Below are 20,399 nucleotides of genomic sequence, written 5' to 3'. Positions count from 1 at the left end.
TTTTGAGGAATAAATAATGACAGTACGCAATAACAAGGTAATGATGATGAGCAACCGCATGTCTTCTGCTTTTGCCATTTCAGCACTGGCAGTCAGTATGGTGGCTGTGACTAATAGTGCTCATGCTGCACAGCGCATCGATAATGTCTCTGTAGTACAGACCGCACCTGCAGTGACGCAAATGCGTTTGGGGTTTACAGGATTGCCAGTATTGCCTGCAGCCTATCAGCTTGATGATCCTAGTCGCTTAGTCCTAGATTTCGAACAAGTACAGAATGGGCTTGCTAGCCGTTTTAACGAATATAATATCGGTGCGATTAATGACGTTACTACGCTAAGTAGTGACAGTACCACGCGCCTCATCGTTGGTTTAAAAGAATCAGGAAATTATACGACAGCGATTGAAGGCAATGATTTATTGCTAACCATCACTGACCCTAATCGTCCCGTCATTACCAGCGACCCGATTCAAGATGTGCTCAATAACAATAATAGTATGACAACGACCGCAATTGTTACGCCTATTGTCGAGAGTTCTACCGTACCAGTGGCACCTGTACGTACCACGAGCAAGGTTGTTGTGAAGAACGAAGTACCAGCTGATACGATGGTGGTCAGAGTCAATCCGCTTTTAAATCCTCAATTGGCCGCTTCACAAGTGAGCAAACAGTATAGTTACGACGGTCTCAGTGCAGTGAATTTTTCGGCAGGCAATGATGGTGGTGGTAATATCAGCGTTGTACTGGCCAATGAAGCCATTCCAGTAGATGTACAGCGTCAAGGCAATCAGTTGGTTGTGCGTTTGACTGGTAGTACAGTGCCAAGAAACTTGCTACGTCGATTGAATATTAATAGCGGTCTTGTCAGCAGTATCGATACCAAAAACCAAGGTCAGAATGGCGTCGTTACCATCAACATGAATGACGATTATGAGTATCAAGCCTACCAATCAGGTAATCAGTTAAATATTGGTATTAAAAAGCCTGAGCTGTTACGTGAGCCGACGTTGGAAGAAAGAGTCTATAGTGGCGAACCGCTATCTATGGAATTCCAAGATGTTGAGGTTCGTAGTGTCTTAGACATTTTGGCACAGTTTACCGAGATGAACATCGTTGCTAACGATTCAGTCGCTGGCAACATCACTCTGCGTCTGATCAATGTGCCTTGGGATCAGGCGCTCGATATTATCTTAAAGAGCAAAAATCTAGACAAGCGTGAAAACGGCAATATTATTCTGGTCGCGCCTGCTACAGAGCTTGCTGAGCAAGAAGCACGTGAACTAGAAGCGCAGCAAGCTGTTCAATCTTACGCACCTTTGCGTACTGAGTACATTCGTTTAAGCTATGCAAAAGCACAAGATGTCTTAACGCTTATTTCGCAAGGTAGCGGCGCGACCGGTAATAATAGTGGCCTATCAAATCGTGAGGATAATAATACGTTGTTATCCAATCGTGGTACGGTAACGGTTGATGAACGTACCAATACTTTGATTATCAAAGACGTTGCTGATAGTATCGAAAACATTCATAAACTAATCAGCAAAATTGATATTCCTGTTCGCCAAGTTATGATCGAAGCGCGTATCGTTAGTGCCACGGATAGCTTTAGTAAAGAAATTGGCGTTCGCTGGGGCATCCTATCAAATGGCGCGGCAAACAACCGTAGCTTATTGGTGGGTGGTAGTAATCAGACATTGGCAGATCTCAAAGACTTTGACATAGAGACCACCACAGTCAACGGTCAAACGGTCTCATATCCGTCGTATGACATTACCAGTCCTGATAATTTAAACGTTGATTTAGGCGTTTCTAACCCAGCGGGTAGTATCGCCTTTGGTTTGCTCAGTATGTCTGATGTAATGCTAGATCTTGAATTATCAGCGCTACAAGCAGATAACCGTGGTGAAGTTATTTCTACACCAAAGATTTTGACCGCGGATAAGCAAACTGCAAAAGTCTCTTCTGGTACTCAGATTCCGTATCAAGAAGCATCAGCCAGTGGTGCGACGACAACCAGCTTTAAAGAGGCTGCATTAAGTCTAGAAGCGACACCAAATATCACGCCTGATGGTAAAATTGGTCTGCAATTGGTCATTACTAACGGCACGCCGACTATCATCAATAATCAGGTTGCTATCTCTGAAGACTCTATATCAACCAACGTCATTATTGAAGATGGTCAAACAGTCGTGTTAGGTGGTGTCTTTAAAAACCGTACCGGTAACGAAGTAACGAAGGTTCCTTTCTTAGGTGATTTGCCTTATATCGGTCGTGCCTTCCGTAAAGATGTACGTAGCAACACTAAAGAAGAGCTACTGATTTTCGTAACTCCGAAGCTTATTAATGATGGTACGAGTCGTCTGAACTAATCATAAATTGTTTAGCTAGTTACTAAAAAAGTAAGCCATAGTGCTTGCTTTTTTTATGCGCGAAATTAGTGGTTTTAGCGTTGTAATACCTATGTATGTACCGATGAATGATGCACTCTAAATTTTACTCACAATAATCACGGCTCATTACTAGCCAGAATAACAATGACGTTGTATCATACCTAATTTAGCTGAGTAAGTATTATGGGGCAGGAATTACCGTCGGTGTTTTTAGTGGGTCCGATGGGAGCAGGGAAGACGACAATCGGAAAACTGCTTGCCAAGCAGTTAGGTCGCACTTTTGTAGACAGTGATTGGTATATTGAATCGCAGACAGGTGCCGACATTGCTTGGATATTTGCCAAAGAAGGTGAAGCAGGTTTCCGTGAGCGTGAAACGCGTGCCATTGATGAATTGACCCAAAACTCTCAAATCGTATTGGCTACCGGTGGCGGTGCAGTCATGTGTTCTGAAAACCGAGAGTTCCTAAAACAACGTGGCATCGTCGTTTATCTTAATGCACCTGTCGAGGTGCAGCTAGCCCGTACCTCTAAAGACAAGTCCCGACCATTATTGCAGCAGCCTAATCCTAGAAAAATACTGCAAGAGTTATACAGTGCTCGCGATCCACTCTATCGCCAAGTCGCCCATATTATTATGCCTACTGGTCACACGTACCCACGCCATATGGTCAATCAATTGATGCAGCAGCTAGAATCATTCGTCGATTGCACTACGGACTCATCGGCGCACCAAGAAGACTAGTAATAGACTGGCAACTACGATTGATATGCAGACTCAATTACTTTTACCTCATTAGAAATGCTTTAGGAGTATCACATGGTAATGCCGTTTCATGATGGCTTAATAGTTCATACGCAAAGTCATGATTATCCTATTGTCATTACTGAACAATGTACGACTGAGCATAGTAGTATGGCGAAGCAAATCACGCCTTATATCAGTGGTCGTCAAGTTTTGATTGTCACTAATGACACTGTGGCACCTTTATACTTAAAAGCATTAGAAGATGAGTTAGCAGAGCAGTTTGTGGTAAAGGTGTGCGTACTGCCAGATGGTGAACAATACAAAAATCAGGCAAGTATTGATCAGATTTATGATGCGCTGATGACAGAACACTTCAATCGCGATGTGACACTTATTGCCCTTGGTGGCGGTGTAGTGGGAGATATGACTGGTTTTGCTGCTGCTAGCTTTATGCGTGGCGTCAATTTTATCCAAATTCCAACGACGCTATTGTCACAAGTAGATTCTAGTGTTGGTGGTAAAACGGGTATCAATCATCCGCAAGGTAAAAATATGATTGGTGCTTTTTGGCAGCCACAAATGGTGCTGGCTGATATGAGTACGCTTAAGACACTGCCTGCGCGTGAGCTATCTGCTGGAGTGGCCGAGATTATCAAATATGCCCTTATCATGGATGAGGCATTTTTAACGTGGCTTGAAGCAAACTTGCCTGCAATGATGTCGCTTGATTTAGCAGTACTTGGTGAAGCTGTAAAGCGCTGCTGTCAGTACAAGGCCGATGTAGTAGCACAAGACGAAAGAGAGTCCGGTGTGCGCGCGCTATTGAACTTTGGACATACTTTTGGTCATGTGATTGAAACACATGAAGGCTATGGCAATTGGTTACATGGCGAAGCAGTGGCGGCTGGTATGGTACAAGCAGCTGAGCTATCGCAAAAAATTGGTTGGCTAACTGATGATGAAGTTGTACGTATTAAGCGTGTTTTAGAATTGGCAAGCTTACCTATTACGCCACCAGCTATCGATGTAGACACTGCTTTAGATTTAATGGGACACGATAAAAAAGTGAAACACGGACAAATCCGCCTAATTTTGTTAAAATCAATAGGCGATGCGGTAATGACTAATGAGTTTGACGGCCAGCTATTGCATGAAGTTTTGTCAAGACATAGCGCGTAACGTCTTAAAAATTATCGTTTATATATTTATACTAAAACCTCGTACTTATAGCCGACTGGTTAGCTGTACCTTTGTTTAAATAAGCATTTATATCATGCTGTAAAACATGTGTTTACCAAGGACCGCCTCATGGCAACATCAAAAACAAAAACGCGTACTGCTAGCCAATCATACAGTCGTCAAGCACTGATTTGGCTAATAGTGACCCTACTTTTAGGGGTAGTCACAGCGTTAGTATGGATGTTTAGTCAAACGCCAGCCATGGGTGCCAAAATTGAAAATGCACCAATATCAGCGCCAGAGATTTTGAATGAAGAGTTTGAGCAACCACTAAAAGTCGAATCGCTGCATGAGCTAGATACGGATGTGCAACCGATTAACTTTGATGCAACGATTCGAGATTTGCGCGATTATCCTGATGAGTTTAAAGACAAGCGTTATCTGCTGGCTAACAAAGGCAAGTGGACTGTTCAAGTAATGAATGTCGCTGAAAACGATGTGATTGTTAGTTACCTAGAAGGTCGTCAAGATCGTGATAAATTTGCTTATTTCCGTTATCTTGATGATGAAAAACAAGTCCGTTATATGCTGACTTATGGGATTATGAGTAGCCCGCAAGAAGCAATAGGAGCCGCAAAGTTAATAGACTTTAAGTTACCTACAAACGTACGTGTACTGCCAGAAGAGATTAACCGGTATGTCAGTATCATTGATAACTATGAGCGTCCTGACCCAGTAAAAGATTTGAGTACGAAACGTACGCGTGCCGTCGATTTAAAACCTACTAAGCGTGAAGTGCCTGCTCGTTTGCAAGAAGAAGCTGATGACGCCGCTGCTCAAGCAGCTAATGCTAACAGTAATCGAGGTAACCAAGAAAGCGCTAATAGTAGCAGTACTCAAGAGAGTATTCGTCAGTCGGTAGATACCTCTGCCACATTATCTGTTAGCGAAGAGCGTACGGTTGGTGGTGAGACGCAGACAATATCTGAATCATCGTCAAAAGACGAAAATAACGCAGGTAAGCCCGCGGCATCAGAAAATAAAAAGCCTGCGGTACCGGCTGAGAGCAGTACCAGTAAAAAGCCACCAGTAGTGCCAACGCCTAAGCCCCCTAGCAGCACGAACAATAACTCAAATGCTAATGGCAAAAGTGCTAACGCGAATCCTCCCAAAAATAATAGCGATAGTATAAAAGCGCTAATAGAAGACAAGAGTAATTAGTTTTTGTCTGATTAATTAAACCCACTAGCGATTTGGTTAGTGGGTTTTTTTAGCACTATACAAAATAGTTTTATCGTCACAATAAGCGGCAAGCTACTACTGCTAAGTATTATCAAAGCCTTTTGCTAACTGTCATTTATATGGTTTGCATTAAAATTTTAATAGCAGTTTTATTTGTCTCATAACCAATAGTAATAAGTCCTCTTACAATTTATGGCTGATGAATCGATAGAAAAGACTAGATTTTTCGACAATCATTAACTAATATAACTGTGGGCGACGTTCTGTATAGTTATCGTAAAAAATGTCTATTTAACAACTATTTAGTGGTTTTTTCTTAGTTTTTAGAGTTCTTTACTAAATATTATTGTCTCAAGCGCGGTTACTTACTATCTATAATAAGGCTATCGTAAGTGACGCAACCTCTCTTATTGTCACTCTTTTTAGGGTAAACAAAGTGCTTGAATACAGAGCGTCAGATATTCAAGATAAACAAGTGCACTGTTATTAAGTTATTGTATGCTTAGCTTTAAATGCTAGACATGACAACATAACAAATGATGCTTAAATGAATGGCATTAGATATCACTGATTGAGTAACTGGCATTTAAGGGCGTAGATTCTCCCGTTGCCAAGGGCTGCTACTTACTATCTTTTGATACACGGACCACATGTCAAGACATCAGCTAATGACCAGGAGGGTCAAGGGTTTTACTTTCTCTTAGAGTATGATGTCTATCGAGCATTGCACTATTTGCCAATTCGAACACACGAATATCCACTATCAGCCCGTTCTGCTTACGGGTACCAACTTATACTCCGCATTGGAAATGTAAGTTGCCCGTCTACTTAAAAGGACAAGCTATGTCAATGATTTCCTCACAAACACACCTGGCCACGCCAGATGATTTTTCTGATAATTGCGGTTTTGGCCTAATTGCCCATATTGAGGGTGAAGCGAGCCATGATTTGGTAAAAACTGCCATTCATAGTTTAAGTTGTATGACACATCGCGGCGGTGTTGCTGCTGACGGTAGAACTGGTGATGGTTGTGGCTTACTATTAGCGACGCCTACCGATTTCTTTAAACAGATTGCTGCTGAGCAGCAATTTGCCATTACGGACAACTTTGCTGTCGGTATGGTGTTCGTTAATTTAGATAGCGATAAAGCCAAGCATAGCCAGCAAGTGTTAAGCGATGAGATTGCCGCCCAAGGATTAGAAGTGGCTGGCTGGCGTGATGTACCACTCGACTTGAGTATTGTTGGTGAGATTGGTCGTGAGACATTGCCAGACTTTAAGCAAGTGTTCGTTAATGCGCCAGATGACCTAGCAGCTGATGACTTCAACCGTAAGCTGTTTGTTGCACGCAAAAAAACAGAGCAGCGTTTGACGGATGATGAGCTATTTTACGTCTGTTCATTGAGTTGTCAGACTATTATTTACAAAGGCTTGGTAATGCCTTCAGATTTACCAGCGTTTTTCTTGGATTTGCAAGATGAGCGTTTGGCATCACATATCGTAGTCTTCCATCAGCGTTTTTCAACCAATACGTTACCGCGCTGGCCACTGGCACAGCCATTCCGTTATCTTGCGCACAATGGTGAGTTAAATACCATTACAGGTAACCGCAACTGGTCTAAAGCCCGTACGCCAAAGCTAAAATCAGACAAACTGCCTAACTTGAATGAGCTGACACCACTTGTAAATAGTACCGGTTCAGATTCATCTAGCTTAGATAACATGCTCGAAGTGCTTATGTCTGGTGGTATGAACCTGTTCCATGCGATGTCTATTTTGGTACCGCCAGCGTGGCAGAATGTTGATAGCATGGATATGGATCTGCGTGCGTTTTATGAGTTTTACTCACAGCATATGGAAGCGTGGGACGGTCCAGCAGGGCTAGTCATTCAAGATGGACGCTATGCGGTCTGTATGCTCGATAGAAACGGTTTGCGCCCGTCACGTTGGGTAACCACTAAGAATGGCTATATCACTGTTGCATCAGAAGTGGGCGTTTGGGATTACGAGCCACAAGACGTATTGGCAAAAGGTCGCGTTGGACCTGGTCAAATGCTGGTCATTGATACGTTGACAGGTCAAATTTTAGATACGACAGCTATTGCAACTTTACTAAAAACGGCGCATCCATATCGCAAATGGTTGCGTGAAGAAGCGACGCGTGTTCGTGATGATGAGCGTCTAGAAGAGACATTGGCAACGCAAGCGTGCCGCGGTGATAAGCTAAAAGCGCTACAAAAAATGTATCACATCACCAATGAAGAGCGCACAGAAATCATTCGCCCTAATGCTGAAAATGGTCAAGAACCAGTCGGCTCAATGGGTGACGATACGCCAATGGCTGTACTGTCGCAGCAAATTCGCCATGTCGGTGACTTCTTCCGTCAGCAGTTTGCACAGGTGACTAATCCGCCAATCGATCCATTACGTGAATCTATCGTGATGTCGTTGCAGACTTGTTTAGGCGCTGAGACTAACGTATTTGCGCCATCTGCGAGAGATGCGCATCGTATTATTTTGTCATCGCCAGTATTGTCAGCCAGCAAAATGCAGCAGCTTGAAACCTTGGATGATCCAGCGTTCAAGATGGCTCGTATTGATCTAAACTATGACCGTACTCTAGAGCTATCTGATGCTATCGTGGCTATTTGTGAGCAAGTGGCAGATAACATTCGCTCAGGTAATACGTTGATTGTCTTGTCTGATAAAGATATCGATGCAGACAAAGTACCCGCCAACGCCATTATGGTGACTGGTGCTGTGCATCATTATCTAATCGCGCAAGGTATCCGTACTGATGCTAACTTAATCATTGAGACGGGCCTTGCCCGTGACTCGCATCAAATAGCGGTATTGATTGGCTTTGGTGCGACTTGTGTGTATCCATATCTGGCATATGATGTCATTGATGATTTGGTCGCGACTGGTGAGCTACTTGGTGACCCAATTCAAGCCCGTGTTAATTTCCGCAAAGGCTTGGATAAAGGTTTGCTAAAAATCTTATCAAAAATGGGTATCTCTACCATTGTTTCTTATCGCGGCGCGCAGTTGTTTGAAGCAGTCGGTCTTTCAGAAGAAGTCGTCAATTTATGCTTTAAAGGCGTACAAAGCCGTATTAAAGGCGCTACCTTTGCAGACCTTGCCGCTGATCAAGCACAATTGGCTGCCAATGCGTTTAAGCGACGCGCTCCTCTAGATCAGGGTGGTTTGCTCAAATTTGTCTTCAACAAAGAGTACCATGCCTTTAATCCTGATGTGATTAACAGCCTGCATACTGCAGTACGTACTGGTGATTACGATAATTATCGCAATTATGCGGATCTAGTTAATAGCCGTCCGGTTGCTACTTTACGTGATTTGTTGCAACTAAAGACTGACAACAGTATCGATGTCGATGATGTTGAAGATATCTCTGAGATTTTGACGCGTTTTGACTCAGCAGGCATGTCGTTAGGCGCGCTATCTCCTGAAGCGCATGAGTCGATTGCGATGGCTATGAATACCATCGGTGGTCGTTCAAACTCTGGTGAAGGCGGTGAAGATCCTGCGCGTTATGGCACATTGCGCAACTCAAAAATCAAGCAAGTTGCTTCTGGTCGTTTTGGGGTCACACCTGCCTATCTTCGCTCCGCTGAAGTTATGCAGATTAAAGTAGCTCAAGGTGCCAAGCCTGGTGAAGGTGGACAGCTACCTGGTGGTAAAGTCAACGCGCTGATTGCACGCTTGCGTTATTCAGTGCCAGGTGTGACCTTGATTTCACCGCCGCCGCATCACGATATTTACTCTATCGAAGATTTGGCACAGCTGATTTTTGATTTGAAACAAGTCAATCCAGATGCACTGGTATCCGTTAAATTGGTCTCACGTCCAGGTGTTGGCACGATCGCGACAGGCGTTGCAAAAGCCTATGCCGATCTGATTACTATTTCGGGCTATGATGGTGGTACGGCAGCGTCTCCGCTATCGTCTATCCACCATGCAGGCTCGCCATGGGAGTTAGGTTTGGCTGAGACTCACCAGTCTCTACGAGTGAATGGGTTACGTGATAAGGTACGTGTCCAGACTGACGGTGGTCTAAAAACAGGACTGGATGTAGTAAAAGCTGCTATCTTGGGTGCAGAGAGCTTTGGCTTTGGTACCACGCCAATGATTGCAGTTGGTTGTAAGTACCTACGTATTTGCCATTTAAACAACTGTCCGACAGGTGTTGCTACTCAAAAAGCCAAGCTGCGTGATGAGCATTTCATTGGCGAAGCAGAAATGCTGATTAACTTCTTTAAGTTTGTGGCGACCGAGACACGTGAATGGTTGGCGGCGCTAGGCGTTCGTAGTATGGAAGAGCTGGTCGGTCGTACTGACTTGCTTGATATTCTAGAGGGCAATACTGATAAGCAGCGTCATCTTGATTTAACGCCATTGCTATTTAGTCACCCAGCCAGTGTGGGTAAAGCACAAACTTGTCAGGTTGAGCGTAATGAGCCGTTTGATAAAGGCTTGCTTGCTGAGCAGATGATTAGCGATATGCTTGTGAACATTCGCAAAGGGGCGGGCGGCGACTATAGCTATTTCGTTGGTAACTGTGACCGCTCTATCGGTGCTCGTATTTCTGGTGAGATTGCGCAAGTCTGGGGTAACCTTGGCATGAGCGATATGCCAATTAAGCTGCGTCTAACTGGTACTGCAGGACAAAGTTTGGGCGTGTGGAATGCTGGCGGCTTAAATATCGAGCTTGAAGGCGATGCCAATGACTATGTGGGTAAAGGTATGGCAGGCGGTGAGATTGTGATTTATCCGCCAAAAGATTCAGGCTTTATCGCACAAGAAACGGCCATCATCGGTAATACCTGTCTCTATGGTGCAACTGGCGGTAAGCTATACGCTGCCGGTACAGCAGGTGAGCGTTTTGGCGTCCGTAACTCTGGCGCACACGCAGTTATCGAAGGCACAGGCGACCATTGCTGTGAATATATGACTGGCGGTATCGTCACGATTCTTGGCCGTACTGGACTCAACTTCGGTGCTGGTATGACGGGTGGTTTTGCTTATGTACTCGATATGGAAGGCGACTTCTTTGACCGTTGCAACCATGAGCTAATCGATCTAAATCGTATTTCAAGCGAGCAAACAGAAGAGCATCGCATTCATTTGCAACAAGTGATTGAAGCTCATGTAGATAAAACAGGCAGTGCATGGGGTCAGACAATTCTGAATGACTTTGAGCACTATGTTCGTAAGTTCTATTTGGTTAAGCCAAAAGCGGCGAACATTGCAAGCCTTCTTAAAACTACCATGGCCGACCCACAATAGCCGATACATGACTGCCTATCGTATCAATGGATTGCATTGATAGAATGTATTGATGGATCGGCAGTCGCTTTGATTAGGTTAGCCAGCGTTCCGTTTTTAGAGACGTTTTAACTCACAGGTTTTCAGCAGGTACGTGACAGCAGCGATATATGTCTTAGATTTTAGACAAACCAAACATCGCTGACTGTCGCCACCCACTGCAAAAGAGCCTTATATAAAAGAGATAGCACCATGGCAAAACGCTTAGAAAATAACTTCCAGTTTTTAGATGTACCGAGATTTGATCCAACCAAAAAAGACATTGCAACGCGTTCAACAGAGTTTGTTGAAATTTATAAGCCTTTCGAAAACGAAGCTGTTGCTCAGCAAGCGCATCGTTGTCTTGAGTGTGGCAACCCGTACTGCGAATGGAAATGTCCAGTACACAACTACATTCCTAACTGGCTAAAACTGGCCACAGAAGGCCAAATATTTCAGGCAGCTGAATTGTGCCACCGTACCAATACCTTGCCTGAAGTGTGCGGGCGAGTTTGCCCGCAAGATCGTCTATGTGAAGGCGCTTGTACGTTAAATGATGGTTTTGGTGCAGTGACCATTGGTAATGTCGAAAAATATATCAACGATACTGCGTTTGCACTTGGTTGGCGTCCAGATATGTCTGAAGTCGTTTGGACAGACAAAAAAGTCGCTATCATTGGCGCAGGACCAGCGGGTCTGGGTTGCGCGGATATTTTGGTCAGAAATGGTGTCAAACCAGTTGTCTTTGATAAGCGTCCTGAAATTGGTGGCTTACTGACATTCGGTATCCCTGAGTTCAAAATGGAAAAAGACGTCATGCGCAATCGCCGCGTGATCTTTGAAGACATGGGTATCGAATTCCGTTTAGAGACAGAGATTGGTACAGACGTCACCATTGATGAGCTATTGGCTGAGTATGACGCGGTATTTATGGGTATGGGTACATACACCTATATGCGTGGCGGCTTCGCTGGTGAAGAGCTGACAGGCGTCTACGATGCGTTAGATTACCTGATTGCCAACGTGAACCGTTGCAATGACTGGGAAAAAGACGCTGAAGAGTACATCGACTTTAAAGGTAAAAAGGTGGTGGTACTTGGTGGCGGCGATACAGCAATGGACTGTAACCGTACCAGTATCCGTCAAGGCGCCGAAAAAGTAGTTTGTGCCTATCGCCGTGATGAGGAAAATATGCCAGGTTCACGCCGCGAAGTGGTCAATGCTCGCGAGGAAGGCGTCGAGTTCTTATTTAATCGTCAGCCAACCGAAATCATTGGCTTAAACGGTAAAGTTAACGGCGTAAAAGTCGTTACTACTCAGTTAGGCGCACCAGACAACCGTGGTCGTCAACGCCCTGAGCCAATTCCTAATTCTGAAGAGATCATCCCATGTGATGCAGTCATCATGGCCTTTGGTTTTAGACCAAGTCCTGCTGATTGGTTTGAGTCTCAGCAAGTGGGGATGGACAGCTCTGGTCGTGTATTAGCAGCCGAAAAGCAAACCTTTAAATTCCAGACTCAAAATCCTAAAATCTTTGCTGGTGGCGATATGGTACGTGGTTCTGATTTGGTTGTGACAGCGATTTGGGAAGGCCGCGAAGCTGCGGAAGGCATTTTAGACTACCTAGAAGTGTAATACGCTAGCGCAATAGACTATCATTCATTAACAGTGACGCAGTTCTCAATGAATAATTTGATAAGTCATTTGATGAATAATCTTTAATAGCGTAGATTTCAATATAGTGTGCTAGGATATTTTTTATAAGGCCTTTTACCTGTGAATAATGGGTAAAAGGCGTTATTTTTTGCCCGTCATTTTGCTGATAGAATATCCATTTATACTTACCCTTAGTTATTGAGATATTTTAATAATACTTTATTAGAATGTCTCACCTAAACATTCCACCCAAAAAGAGTAGCCTTGCGTGAAACCCACCCTTTATCAGCGTATTATTGCTCCATTTGTCGAACCCTATGTTCGCTACCAACATACAGATATCCTACATGCCACCCGACTAGGTACGGCTGTGATATTGGCCCTATTAGTCAATAAAATTACCAATCTTCCGCACGGTGAATGGACGACCATTACAGTATTTATTATTCTAGGGTTATTGCAATACCAAGGCGCTATTTATACTAAGGCGAAAGAGCGCGTGATCGGTACTTTATTAGGTATTGGTACTGCGCTTGGGGTGTTATGGTTTAATCAAAATGCGGGTGCATGGCTATGGGTAGACTATGCGCTTATTGGTCTGCTCAGTGGCATCATTGGCTATCTAGCCGTCAGGCAGCTTGGGTATACAGGACTACTAACGGGTATCACTATGCTGATGATTGTCTCTGATTTAGGCAATAATAGCATTGGTCAAGATGGTATCTACCGCGCGCTAAATATCTTACTGGGGACAGGTGTTTCGGTAGCAGTGACGCTAATTTTGCCGCTCAAATCAACGTTGATGTGGCGATTCTTATTGAGTAGTAATCTTGATGCTTGTAGTAGTCTCTACGCTGGCGTAGGTCATCATATTGACGCGACGGATGGAGTGGTGGACGACTCTGTTCAAAAGTTAAACCCAGTGGCTTTTCCTGTTAAGGAAGTACCCGTTGATAGAGCGTTGGTCACAGCGTTACGGCAGATCAATAAACGTCTGCTGGCTGTGCGTCCACATATTGCGGCGACAGCCAGTGAGTCAGGAATCGAAAAAGAAACGCTAGAGACGATCCAACGTACCCACCGTAATATTATCGGGACGATTGATTTACTATTAAGTGCGGCACCGCGCTTGGCAAATATCGAAATTGATGAAGAAAATCACGTTTTATTGGTACATTATCAGCATGAGCTAACCCAAGCGATGCAGCATATGGCGGCGGTATTACGTAGTCCAAGCGATGAGGTATTTCGACCCATTACCCGTATTGCCGTCTCAGAGTATCCAAGCGTACAGCATCTAGCATTTGAGTGGCAGGGCTATTTCTGGTTGACCCAAACCTTGCAGACTCAGTTGCAGCAGCTGAGTGATTTATTACAAACATCGAAGCCGCATTGGTTTGCTGCATCCGGTCTGGGCTACCAACGCCGCGAGCAGCGCCGAATGAAAGAGCAGGGCGGCGAGACGGATTTACATTTATAGCGCAAAAAAACGCTGACCATTTAGGATCAGCGTTTTATTTTTCAAAGACTACTTTATTTTAAAGTACTAAATCAAAACTATTAACGACCAGTCTTTAGCTTGTCCCAGTACTGTTGATACACTTGCAATGCCTCATCGCCCACATCTTCTTGGAACTCAGCTTTTGCTAATACTTCTTTAGAAGGATAAATCGTTGGATTGTTTTGGACGCTCTCATCCATCAGATCACGCGCTGCTATGTTCGGTGATGCGTAGCCGATCTCTTCGCTGACGATTTTTGCATTTTCAGGACGCAACAAGTAATCAATAAATTTATGTGCTGCATCAACTTGTTTGGCATTTTTTGGAATGACAAAATTGTCCATCCATAAGATAGCGCCTTCGGTTGGATACTTATAAACCAAGCTGGTCAAACCTTCGTCATTGGCCATGACTGCTTCACCATTCCATGTCATACCAAGTGCCGTCTCACCTTCGATATATGGCATACGTGTCGCATCAGAGTTAAAAGTTTTGACGTTTGGCATCAACGTGGTGAGCTTATCGTAAGCGGCCTCGATTTCGTCAGGATTACTACTGTTACCTGAGTAGCCAAGAGTCAGCAGTGCCATACCAAAGACTTCACGCACATCATTAGTCAGCATCACCTGACCCTTATACTTAGGATCCCATAGGTCATTCCAGCTATTGACAGTTTTCGGATCGACACTGTCACCGTTAATGGCTAGACCGGTGCTGCCCCACATATAAGGGATAGAGTATTTGTTATCAGGATCGACTTTGGTATTAGTAAATGAGGTATCAAGGTTTTTGAAATTGCTCAATTTAGATTTATCTAGCTCTTGCAGTAGTCCTTCTTTCGCCATTTTTTCGACATAATAAGTCGATGGAATCGCTAAGTCATACTGACTAGAATCATCGAGTAGTTTGAGCTTGGCATACATCGCTTCGTTAGAGTCAAATGTGGTGTAATTAACTGAGATGCCAGTTTCTTCTTCAAAACCATCTAAAATCTCTTGCGGCATATATTCTGACCAGTTGTAAAGGTTCAGCGTCTCATTGCTCGCCGCAGCGCTACCATCCGCTGCATTATCAGAGTTGCTACAGCTGGCAAGCACCAAGCCGACAGCCATTGCTAATAATGCTTTTGGCACTATACGACCGACACTAGCCGAGGTGTGAGTAGTTGGATGGGACGATGATAAATGGGTCAAAATATCTCTCCTAAATAAAGATAATGCAAATCAGAAAAATTCAATAAAAAAGCCAAAAAGATACAAGCCTGACATGGCCAATAAAACTATTATGGTCATTAGTTTATACAATTTAAAGGGTTATCATTAAGGCAATGCTCAATAATACTAATAAAAATAGCCAGTTGGGCTAATGAGATGAGTAGCAAAACTAACTTAATGACAGCTAATTTTGGGTAGAATTGCTAGCGAGCTGCTAACGTCGAATCGAAAAAACATAGTATATAACCATGCTATGATTGGCGCAGGCCGAAGTATGACGAACATCATCTAAGCAGATATAAGCCTTGGGCGCTAAGCCGCCAACCATACCATAATAATAAGGGATACAGCACAATGACCGAAAATACCTCAACTCGAAACGCTTTGAATAAAAGCCACTCAGTTATACCAGCCTTGCTCACGGATAAAGTCGCAATCGTTACCGGAGCCAGTCGTGGGCTTGGTGCGCAGATTGCACAGCAAATGGTAGCAGCAGGCGCTATCGTTTGTGTCAATTACCTCAATAGTAAACAGGCTGCTGAGACGGTAGTGGCTGATATCATCGCGACAGGCGGTCAAGCATTTGCTTATCAGGCGGATGTCACCGAGCTTGAGCAAGTACAAGCCATGGCAGCTGAAGTCATCACTCGTTATGGTCGTATCGATATATTGGTCAATAATGCCTTGCCCAGTTATCAGTTCAATCCAAGCGCTGCGTACACCAGTATTGAAACAGTAAAGTGGTCGCACTTTTCGCAACAAATGAACGGTATCGTCAAAGGCGCGGTCAATACAGTACAAGCGGTGCTGCCGCAAATGAAAGCGCAGCAAGTAGGTAAAATTATTAATATCTCGACCAATCTTGTCTACAACCCAGTGGTTACCTATTATGATTACACCACGGCTAAATCAGCATTGATTGGACTGACCCGCAACCTAGCGAGCGAGCTTGGACAGTATGGTATTCGGGTTAATTTGCTAGCAGGTGGCTTATTAAAAACCACCGACGCAAGCAGCTTAACCACTGAAGAGGTATTTGACTATATCGCGACTACGACGCCGCTGCGCCAAGCGACTTCGGTAGCTGACTTTGCCAATTCAGTATTGCTCATGGCATCTGATTTGAGCATGGCTATTACTGGACAATCTATCGCTGTCGATGGTGGCTTGACAATGCCTTAACCGATGCCTTAACTGACGCTTTAACCGGTGCCTTAACGTTTGGCTGGATTTGTAGAAGGGATAAAATGAATACTCGTCAAGGTGTTGGAATTATCACCGCTACAGTTTCCAGTTGAAACGTTTATATAAAATTAGTCCATAACAAAAAGCCCTTACTAGTCGGTTAGTAAGGGCTTTTTTTAAATAAACATTAATGGCTCTATGTGCCTGAACAGTCTTACGACTTCATTGTTAACTGATTAAGCACGGTTTGAATACCATACTCTTCGATCGTCCCAGTGACGAAATCAGCGCGTTCTATTAAAGCTGGCTGCGCATCTCCCATGGCCACAGCAAACCCAACCAAGTCGAACATTTCTAAGTCATTCATACCATCACCGAATGCCATACATTCGCTTGCATCTACCGCATAGTACTCGCATACATCTTTGATACCGCGAGCTTTTGATGCCTCTGCTGGCAATATATCGGCACCAATCTGATGCCAATGTACCAGCTTTAAATCATACTGGGCAAAGTCGATGTCTTGCATCTTTTCTTGCTGATTGTTAAAAAATACCGAGCACTGATAGACGGTATTTGATTTGTAGTACTCAGGGTCAAGGATCGAATTGGGTGTGACAGCATTGAACTCGCGTAAACGTTCATTTTCACCTGACCACGCGATATGAGTGGCAGAGTCAAACTTATGAATCAAATTACTCTGCTGACACAGGCGTACGATTTTATCTGTCTGTTCAGCCGTTAGCGGGTAGTGGCTGATTCGGCCGCTTTTATCAAAACTATATTGTCCATTCATACAAATAATGGCGTCCAATATATCTGCATCAAGCAACGCTAAAATGTCTTCAGGCAATATGGCTTTAGAGCGACCAGTCGAAATCACTAGTTTAATATCGGTATCTGCAAGCTGCTCAAGCGTCGCTTTATTGTGTTCAGCGATAATGCCGTTACGGCTCAAGGTATCATCGATGTCAAAAAAGATGATTTTTGGGGTCGAAATCTTAGTAGTCATACTTTCTTTGGCAATCTTATCTTCGATAAACATGATGATCCTATTATTTTTAGTCGTGTAGATACAATGATTCAGATACTACTACAACATACCCAATCAGATAAATACCTATCGAGTAACCTATGATGCTACAAGTATGCTTATTGAGACAGTATTTGCATGTAGCCTGTAGAACCGCTCATTGCTTGTCCAGAGTATTAACAAAAATGCTAAACGATATGACTAACTTAACCGTGTTTATTTATTATAAAGTTATATTAAATTATCAAAACCAATCTACGAAATAAGATGGTCTATTCCTATTAATGCATCGGCTACCTAAAGGAACAAGCATGAACTTTTTCACCTTAAAATCGATTACAGTTTTTGCAACCTTGGCTTTATCTGCCAATGCTCTTGCAATGGATGTTGAATTTAATGATGCTGCTTGGGATGGCAAGAAAATACCTGAAGGGCAGCAATGTCTAAATTATGATGGCAAAAGTCCAGCCACGCCTAGCATGACTGTTTCAAACATTCCGGCAGGCACGGAGAGCTTGGTATTCGTCTATAACGATGTAAGCAACAAACGTATGCAGCATGGTGGGCATGGTATCGTAGAGTTCGCACTACCAGAGGGCGCTACGAGCGCAGAAGTGCCACAAGTATTTGGTCACACTTACGAAGTACCAGTCGGTATTGAGATGGTCGCAGAATACCGTAATCGTAAAGGCGAGGCAGGCGGTGCATATAAGCCGCCTTGCTCTGGTGGCAAAAACCATCTGTATACGGTAGATGTACAAGCATGGCAAGGCAATTCGGTACTTGCTGAAACAACAGTTGAAATGGGTCGGTATTGATACGTTAGCCATTCAATTAGCATGCAACAAAGTTGTCTATACAAAAATGTTTATACATAGCATAGACGGCTTTTTATTGAAGGTAAGTTGTGTTTTATATACCTATAAATACGTTAACTTAATAAACATGACAGACCCTGATAAATGCTTGTAGAGTTTAGTATATAAGTAAACATGACTTAGTCATATAAGCGCGTTGAGGCAGGGCTATAGGAGAATATAGATTAGGCTTGTTAACTATTGGAATAATGCCAAGATACTGAACGTGACAACTTTGTAGTATAATTTTACTACTATGGATATCGGTATGCTATATCATTGAAACTTCTATGTTATAAATCTAAAAAAATCATAGCAAATGGTAAAAAACGTTATTAATTATACTTTATCTTGAAGTATACCTTGATTTGAATGAATTATTTTATAAATAAGGTTTCTTATGAACATAACGACAAGCCAACCTTCAGAAAATAGAAAAAGGCATGGCGAGCATATTCTTATCCACATGACATATATCGCCAAAAATGTCGATCTAGATTCTGGGATTGAGCTGACTCGCGCACTTGAGTACTGGCGTAGATATTTTGAAGAAAACGATATCGTTTCAGCTTTAGTCATTAGTGAAGGTTATTTCGTTCAAAGTTTTCAAGGGACAAGACCTGCTATCAATACTGCCCTAGAAAAGATACTTGACGAGCATTCCACCATTGTCCCTAATATTGTGAATATAGAGGAAATCGAATCGCGCCACTGGAATGGGTTTTTAGTTAAGCATTTAACCTCAAGCGTTGAAGATGAAGAGCATGCCCTAAAGAACTTCTCAGCAGGCTCTGACTACAATCCTTATCTAATGAAAAGCTCTCAGATTGAAAGCTTTTTGAAAGCGATATTTGAAGATGCTGAATCCAATTAATTTTTAATGAGTAGCATTTAGTTTTTAAGCATTTACCTCTTAGAGTAGTTAGTAGCACTTGCCCTAGCTAGAATAGAAAAGCCGTCCATACCTATGTATAGGCGGCTTTTTGTTGAAAGCAAGTTAGCAGTATCGGTACAGGATGTTTTCTTAGCAATTATACAGAATATTGGCGGATGTTCATACGTGACTAGTCATACCTGACTCTTGCAGGACTTAACTACTAAAAATGACCTAGTGATATCTGTTTTTATCATGTTATTTTAAGGTATGGATGATAAGAAGCTGATCAATTCCCAAGAGTTTTATTGATTATACTTTATGATAAAGTGTATATTAATTTATATACCTATTATATAAATGGATTTTCTTATGTATATAACGACCAATCAAACGTCAGAAAATAGGAAAAGACATGGCGAGCATCTGCTGATTAGCCTAACGTATATCGGTAAAAACATCGAAATGAAAACAGGTATAGAGTTGACTCGTGCTCTTGAACAGTGGCGAAGATACTTTGAGGAAAGTGGGTTAGTTGCAGCGCTTGTGATCAATGACGGTTATTTTGTTCAAAACATTCAAGGCTCAAGACCGGCGGTCAACGCTGCTCTAGCGAAGATAATTGATGAGCATTTCAAGATTGTTCCTAATGTTGTCAAGGTGGAAGAGATAGAAACGCTTCGATGGGATGGATTCGTAACCAAACACCTGACGGAAAGTGCCGAAGATGAGGAGTATGCCTTAAAAAGTTTCTCAGCAGGTTTTGACTTCAATCCTTACCTAATGAAAAGCTCTCAGATTGAAAGCTTTCTGAAAGCGGTTTTTGAAAATGTTGAATCTAATTAATTTTTAATGAGTAGCATTTCTATACCATAAGAGTCATCTATTTTAATTGGCGTAAAAAAGCCGTCTATAAAGTGTCTTTTGATTTAGATAATTTTTTTATAAATAAGGTTTCTTATGCATATCACTACCAACCAACCTTTAGAAGATAGAAAAAGACATGGCGAGCATATCATTCTCAGCCTAACGTATATTGGCAGAAATAGTGACAGTAATAATGGAATAGGGTTGGCTCGTCTGCTTGAGCAATGGCGAAGGAATAATGAAAAAAGTGGTGTAACCTCAGCGCTTGTCGTGAATGACAATTACTTTATTCAAAATATTGAAGGTCCAAGACCTCTTATCAATGAAATA

14 protein-coding genes are annotated in these 20,399 nt (G+C 42.9%); 12 read left to right on the top strand and 2 right to left on the bottom strand.

The window, feature by feature from the left end:
* The first annotated feature begins 16 nt into the window (after positions 1–16).
* The 7 genes from pilQ (at position 17) to CXF60_RS00695 (ending at position 14,018) form a co-directional block, all read left to right on the top strand.
* Complete coding sequence (pilQ, locus tag CXF60_RS00725) at positions 17–2,368, top strand: type IV pilus secretin PilQ (RefSeq protein ID WP_102090381.1); 2,352 nt, start codon at positions 17–19, stop codon at positions 2,366–2,368.
* Positions 2,369–2,572: 204 nt separating this feature from the next.
* Positions 2,573–3,133, top strand: a complete 561-nt coding sequence (gene aroK / locus CXF60_RS00720; protein ID WP_102090380.1) for a shikimate kinase AroK — start codon at positions 2,573–2,575, stop codon at positions 3,131–3,133.
* A 75-nt stretch (positions 3,134–3,208) separates the two neighbouring features.
* Positions 3,209–4,315 (top strand): 3-dehydroquinate synthase, encoded by a 1,107-nt coding sequence (aroB, locus tag CXF60_RS00715; protein ID WP_102090379.1) that lies wholly within the window; start codon positions 3,209–3,211, stop codon positions 4,313–4,315.
* Positions 4,316–4,444: 129 nt separating this feature from the next.
* On the top strand, positions 4,445–5,536 hold the full coding sequence (locus CXF60_RS00710; protein WP_102090378.1) for a hypothetical protein: 1,092 nt from the start codon (positions 4,445–4,447) through the stop codon (positions 5,534–5,536).
* 864 nt (positions 5,537–6,400) lie between these two features.
* The gene (gene gltB, locus CXF60_RS00705) at positions 6,401–10,864 is read left to right on the top strand and encodes a glutamate synthase large subunit (RefSeq protein ID WP_102090377.1); all 4,464 of its coding nucleotides are present in this window, start codon (positions 6,401–6,403) and stop codon (positions 10,862–10,864) included.
* 231 nt (positions 10,865–11,095) lie between these two features.
* A complete protein-coding gene (locus tag CXF60_RS00700) occupies positions 11,096–12,517 on the top strand; it encodes a glutamate synthase subunit beta (protein ID WP_102090376.1) in 1,422 nt (473 codons plus the stop codon).
* A gap of 289 nt (positions 12,518–12,806) precedes the next feature.
* Positions 12,807–14,018, top strand: a complete 1,212-nt coding sequence (locus CXF60_RS00695; RefSeq protein WP_102090375.1) for an FUSC family protein — start codon at positions 12,807–12,809, stop codon at positions 14,016–14,018.
* Positions 14,019–14,098: 80 nt separating this feature from the next.
* On the opposite strand, the gene CXF60_RS00690 is transcribed toward CXF60_RS00695, so the two are convergent.
* On the bottom strand, positions 14,099–15,232 hold the full coding sequence (locus CXF60_RS00690) for an ABC transporter substrate-binding protein (RefSeq protein ID WP_102090374.1): 1,134 nt from the start codon (positions 15,230–15,232) through the stop codon (positions 14,099–14,101).
* Positions 15,233–15,607: 375 nt separating this feature from the next.
* On the opposite strand from CXF60_RS00690, the gene CXF60_RS00685 reads away from it, so the two are divergent.
* Entirely contained in the window at positions 15,608–16,435 is an 828-nt protein-coding gene (locus CXF60_RS00685; RefSeq protein ID WP_102090373.1) for a 3-oxoacyl-ACP reductase, read from the top strand.
* A gap of 217 nt (positions 16,436–16,652) precedes the next feature.
* Here the strand turns inward: CXF60_RS00685 and CXF60_RS00680 are convergent, their stop codons facing one another.
* Positions 16,653–17,483 carry an HAD family hydrolase gene (locus CXF60_RS00680; protein ID WP_102090372.1) on the bottom strand — a complete coding sequence of 277 codons (831 nt, stop codon included), beginning with the start codon at positions 17,481–17,483 and terminating at the stop codon, positions 16,653–16,655.
* Between the two features lie 299 nt (positions 17,484–17,782).
* On the opposite strand from CXF60_RS00680, the gene CXF60_RS00675 reads away from it, so the two are divergent.
* The 4 genes from CXF60_RS00675 to CXF60_RS00660 form a co-directional block, all read left to right on the top strand.
* The gene (locus CXF60_RS00675) at positions 17,783–18,289 is read left to right on the top strand and encodes a hypothetical protein (RefSeq protein WP_102090371.1); all 507 of its coding nucleotides are present in this window, start codon (positions 17,783–17,785) and stop codon (positions 18,287–18,289) included.
* Between the two features lie 439 nt (positions 18,290–18,728).
* Positions 18,729–19,202 (top strand): BLUF domain-containing protein, encoded by a 474-nt coding sequence (locus CXF60_RS00670; RefSeq protein ID WP_102090370.1) that lies wholly within the window; start codon positions 18,729–18,731, stop codon positions 19,200–19,202.
* Positions 19,203–19,574: 372 nt separating this feature from the next.
* On the top strand, positions 19,575–20,048 hold the full coding sequence (locus CXF60_RS00665) for a BLUF domain-containing protein (RefSeq protein WP_102090369.1): 474 nt from the start codon (positions 19,575–19,577) through the stop codon (positions 20,046–20,048).
* 114 nt (positions 20,049–20,162) lie between these two features.
* Positions 20,163–20,399, top strand: a 237-nt coding sequence (locus CXF60_RS00660; RefSeq protein WP_180958054.1) for a BLUF domain-containing protein, incomplete at its 3' end; no start/stop codon positions are given.

Origin of the sequence: Psychrobacter sp. 4Bb (assembly GCF_002836735.1) — a bacterium.
GTDB lineage: Bacteria > Pseudomonadota > Gammaproteobacteria > Pseudomonadales > Moraxellaceae > Psychrobacter.
The sequence above is the reverse complement of the archived record's forward strand: the minus strand, read 5'-3'. Positions and strand labels throughout refer to the sequence as shown.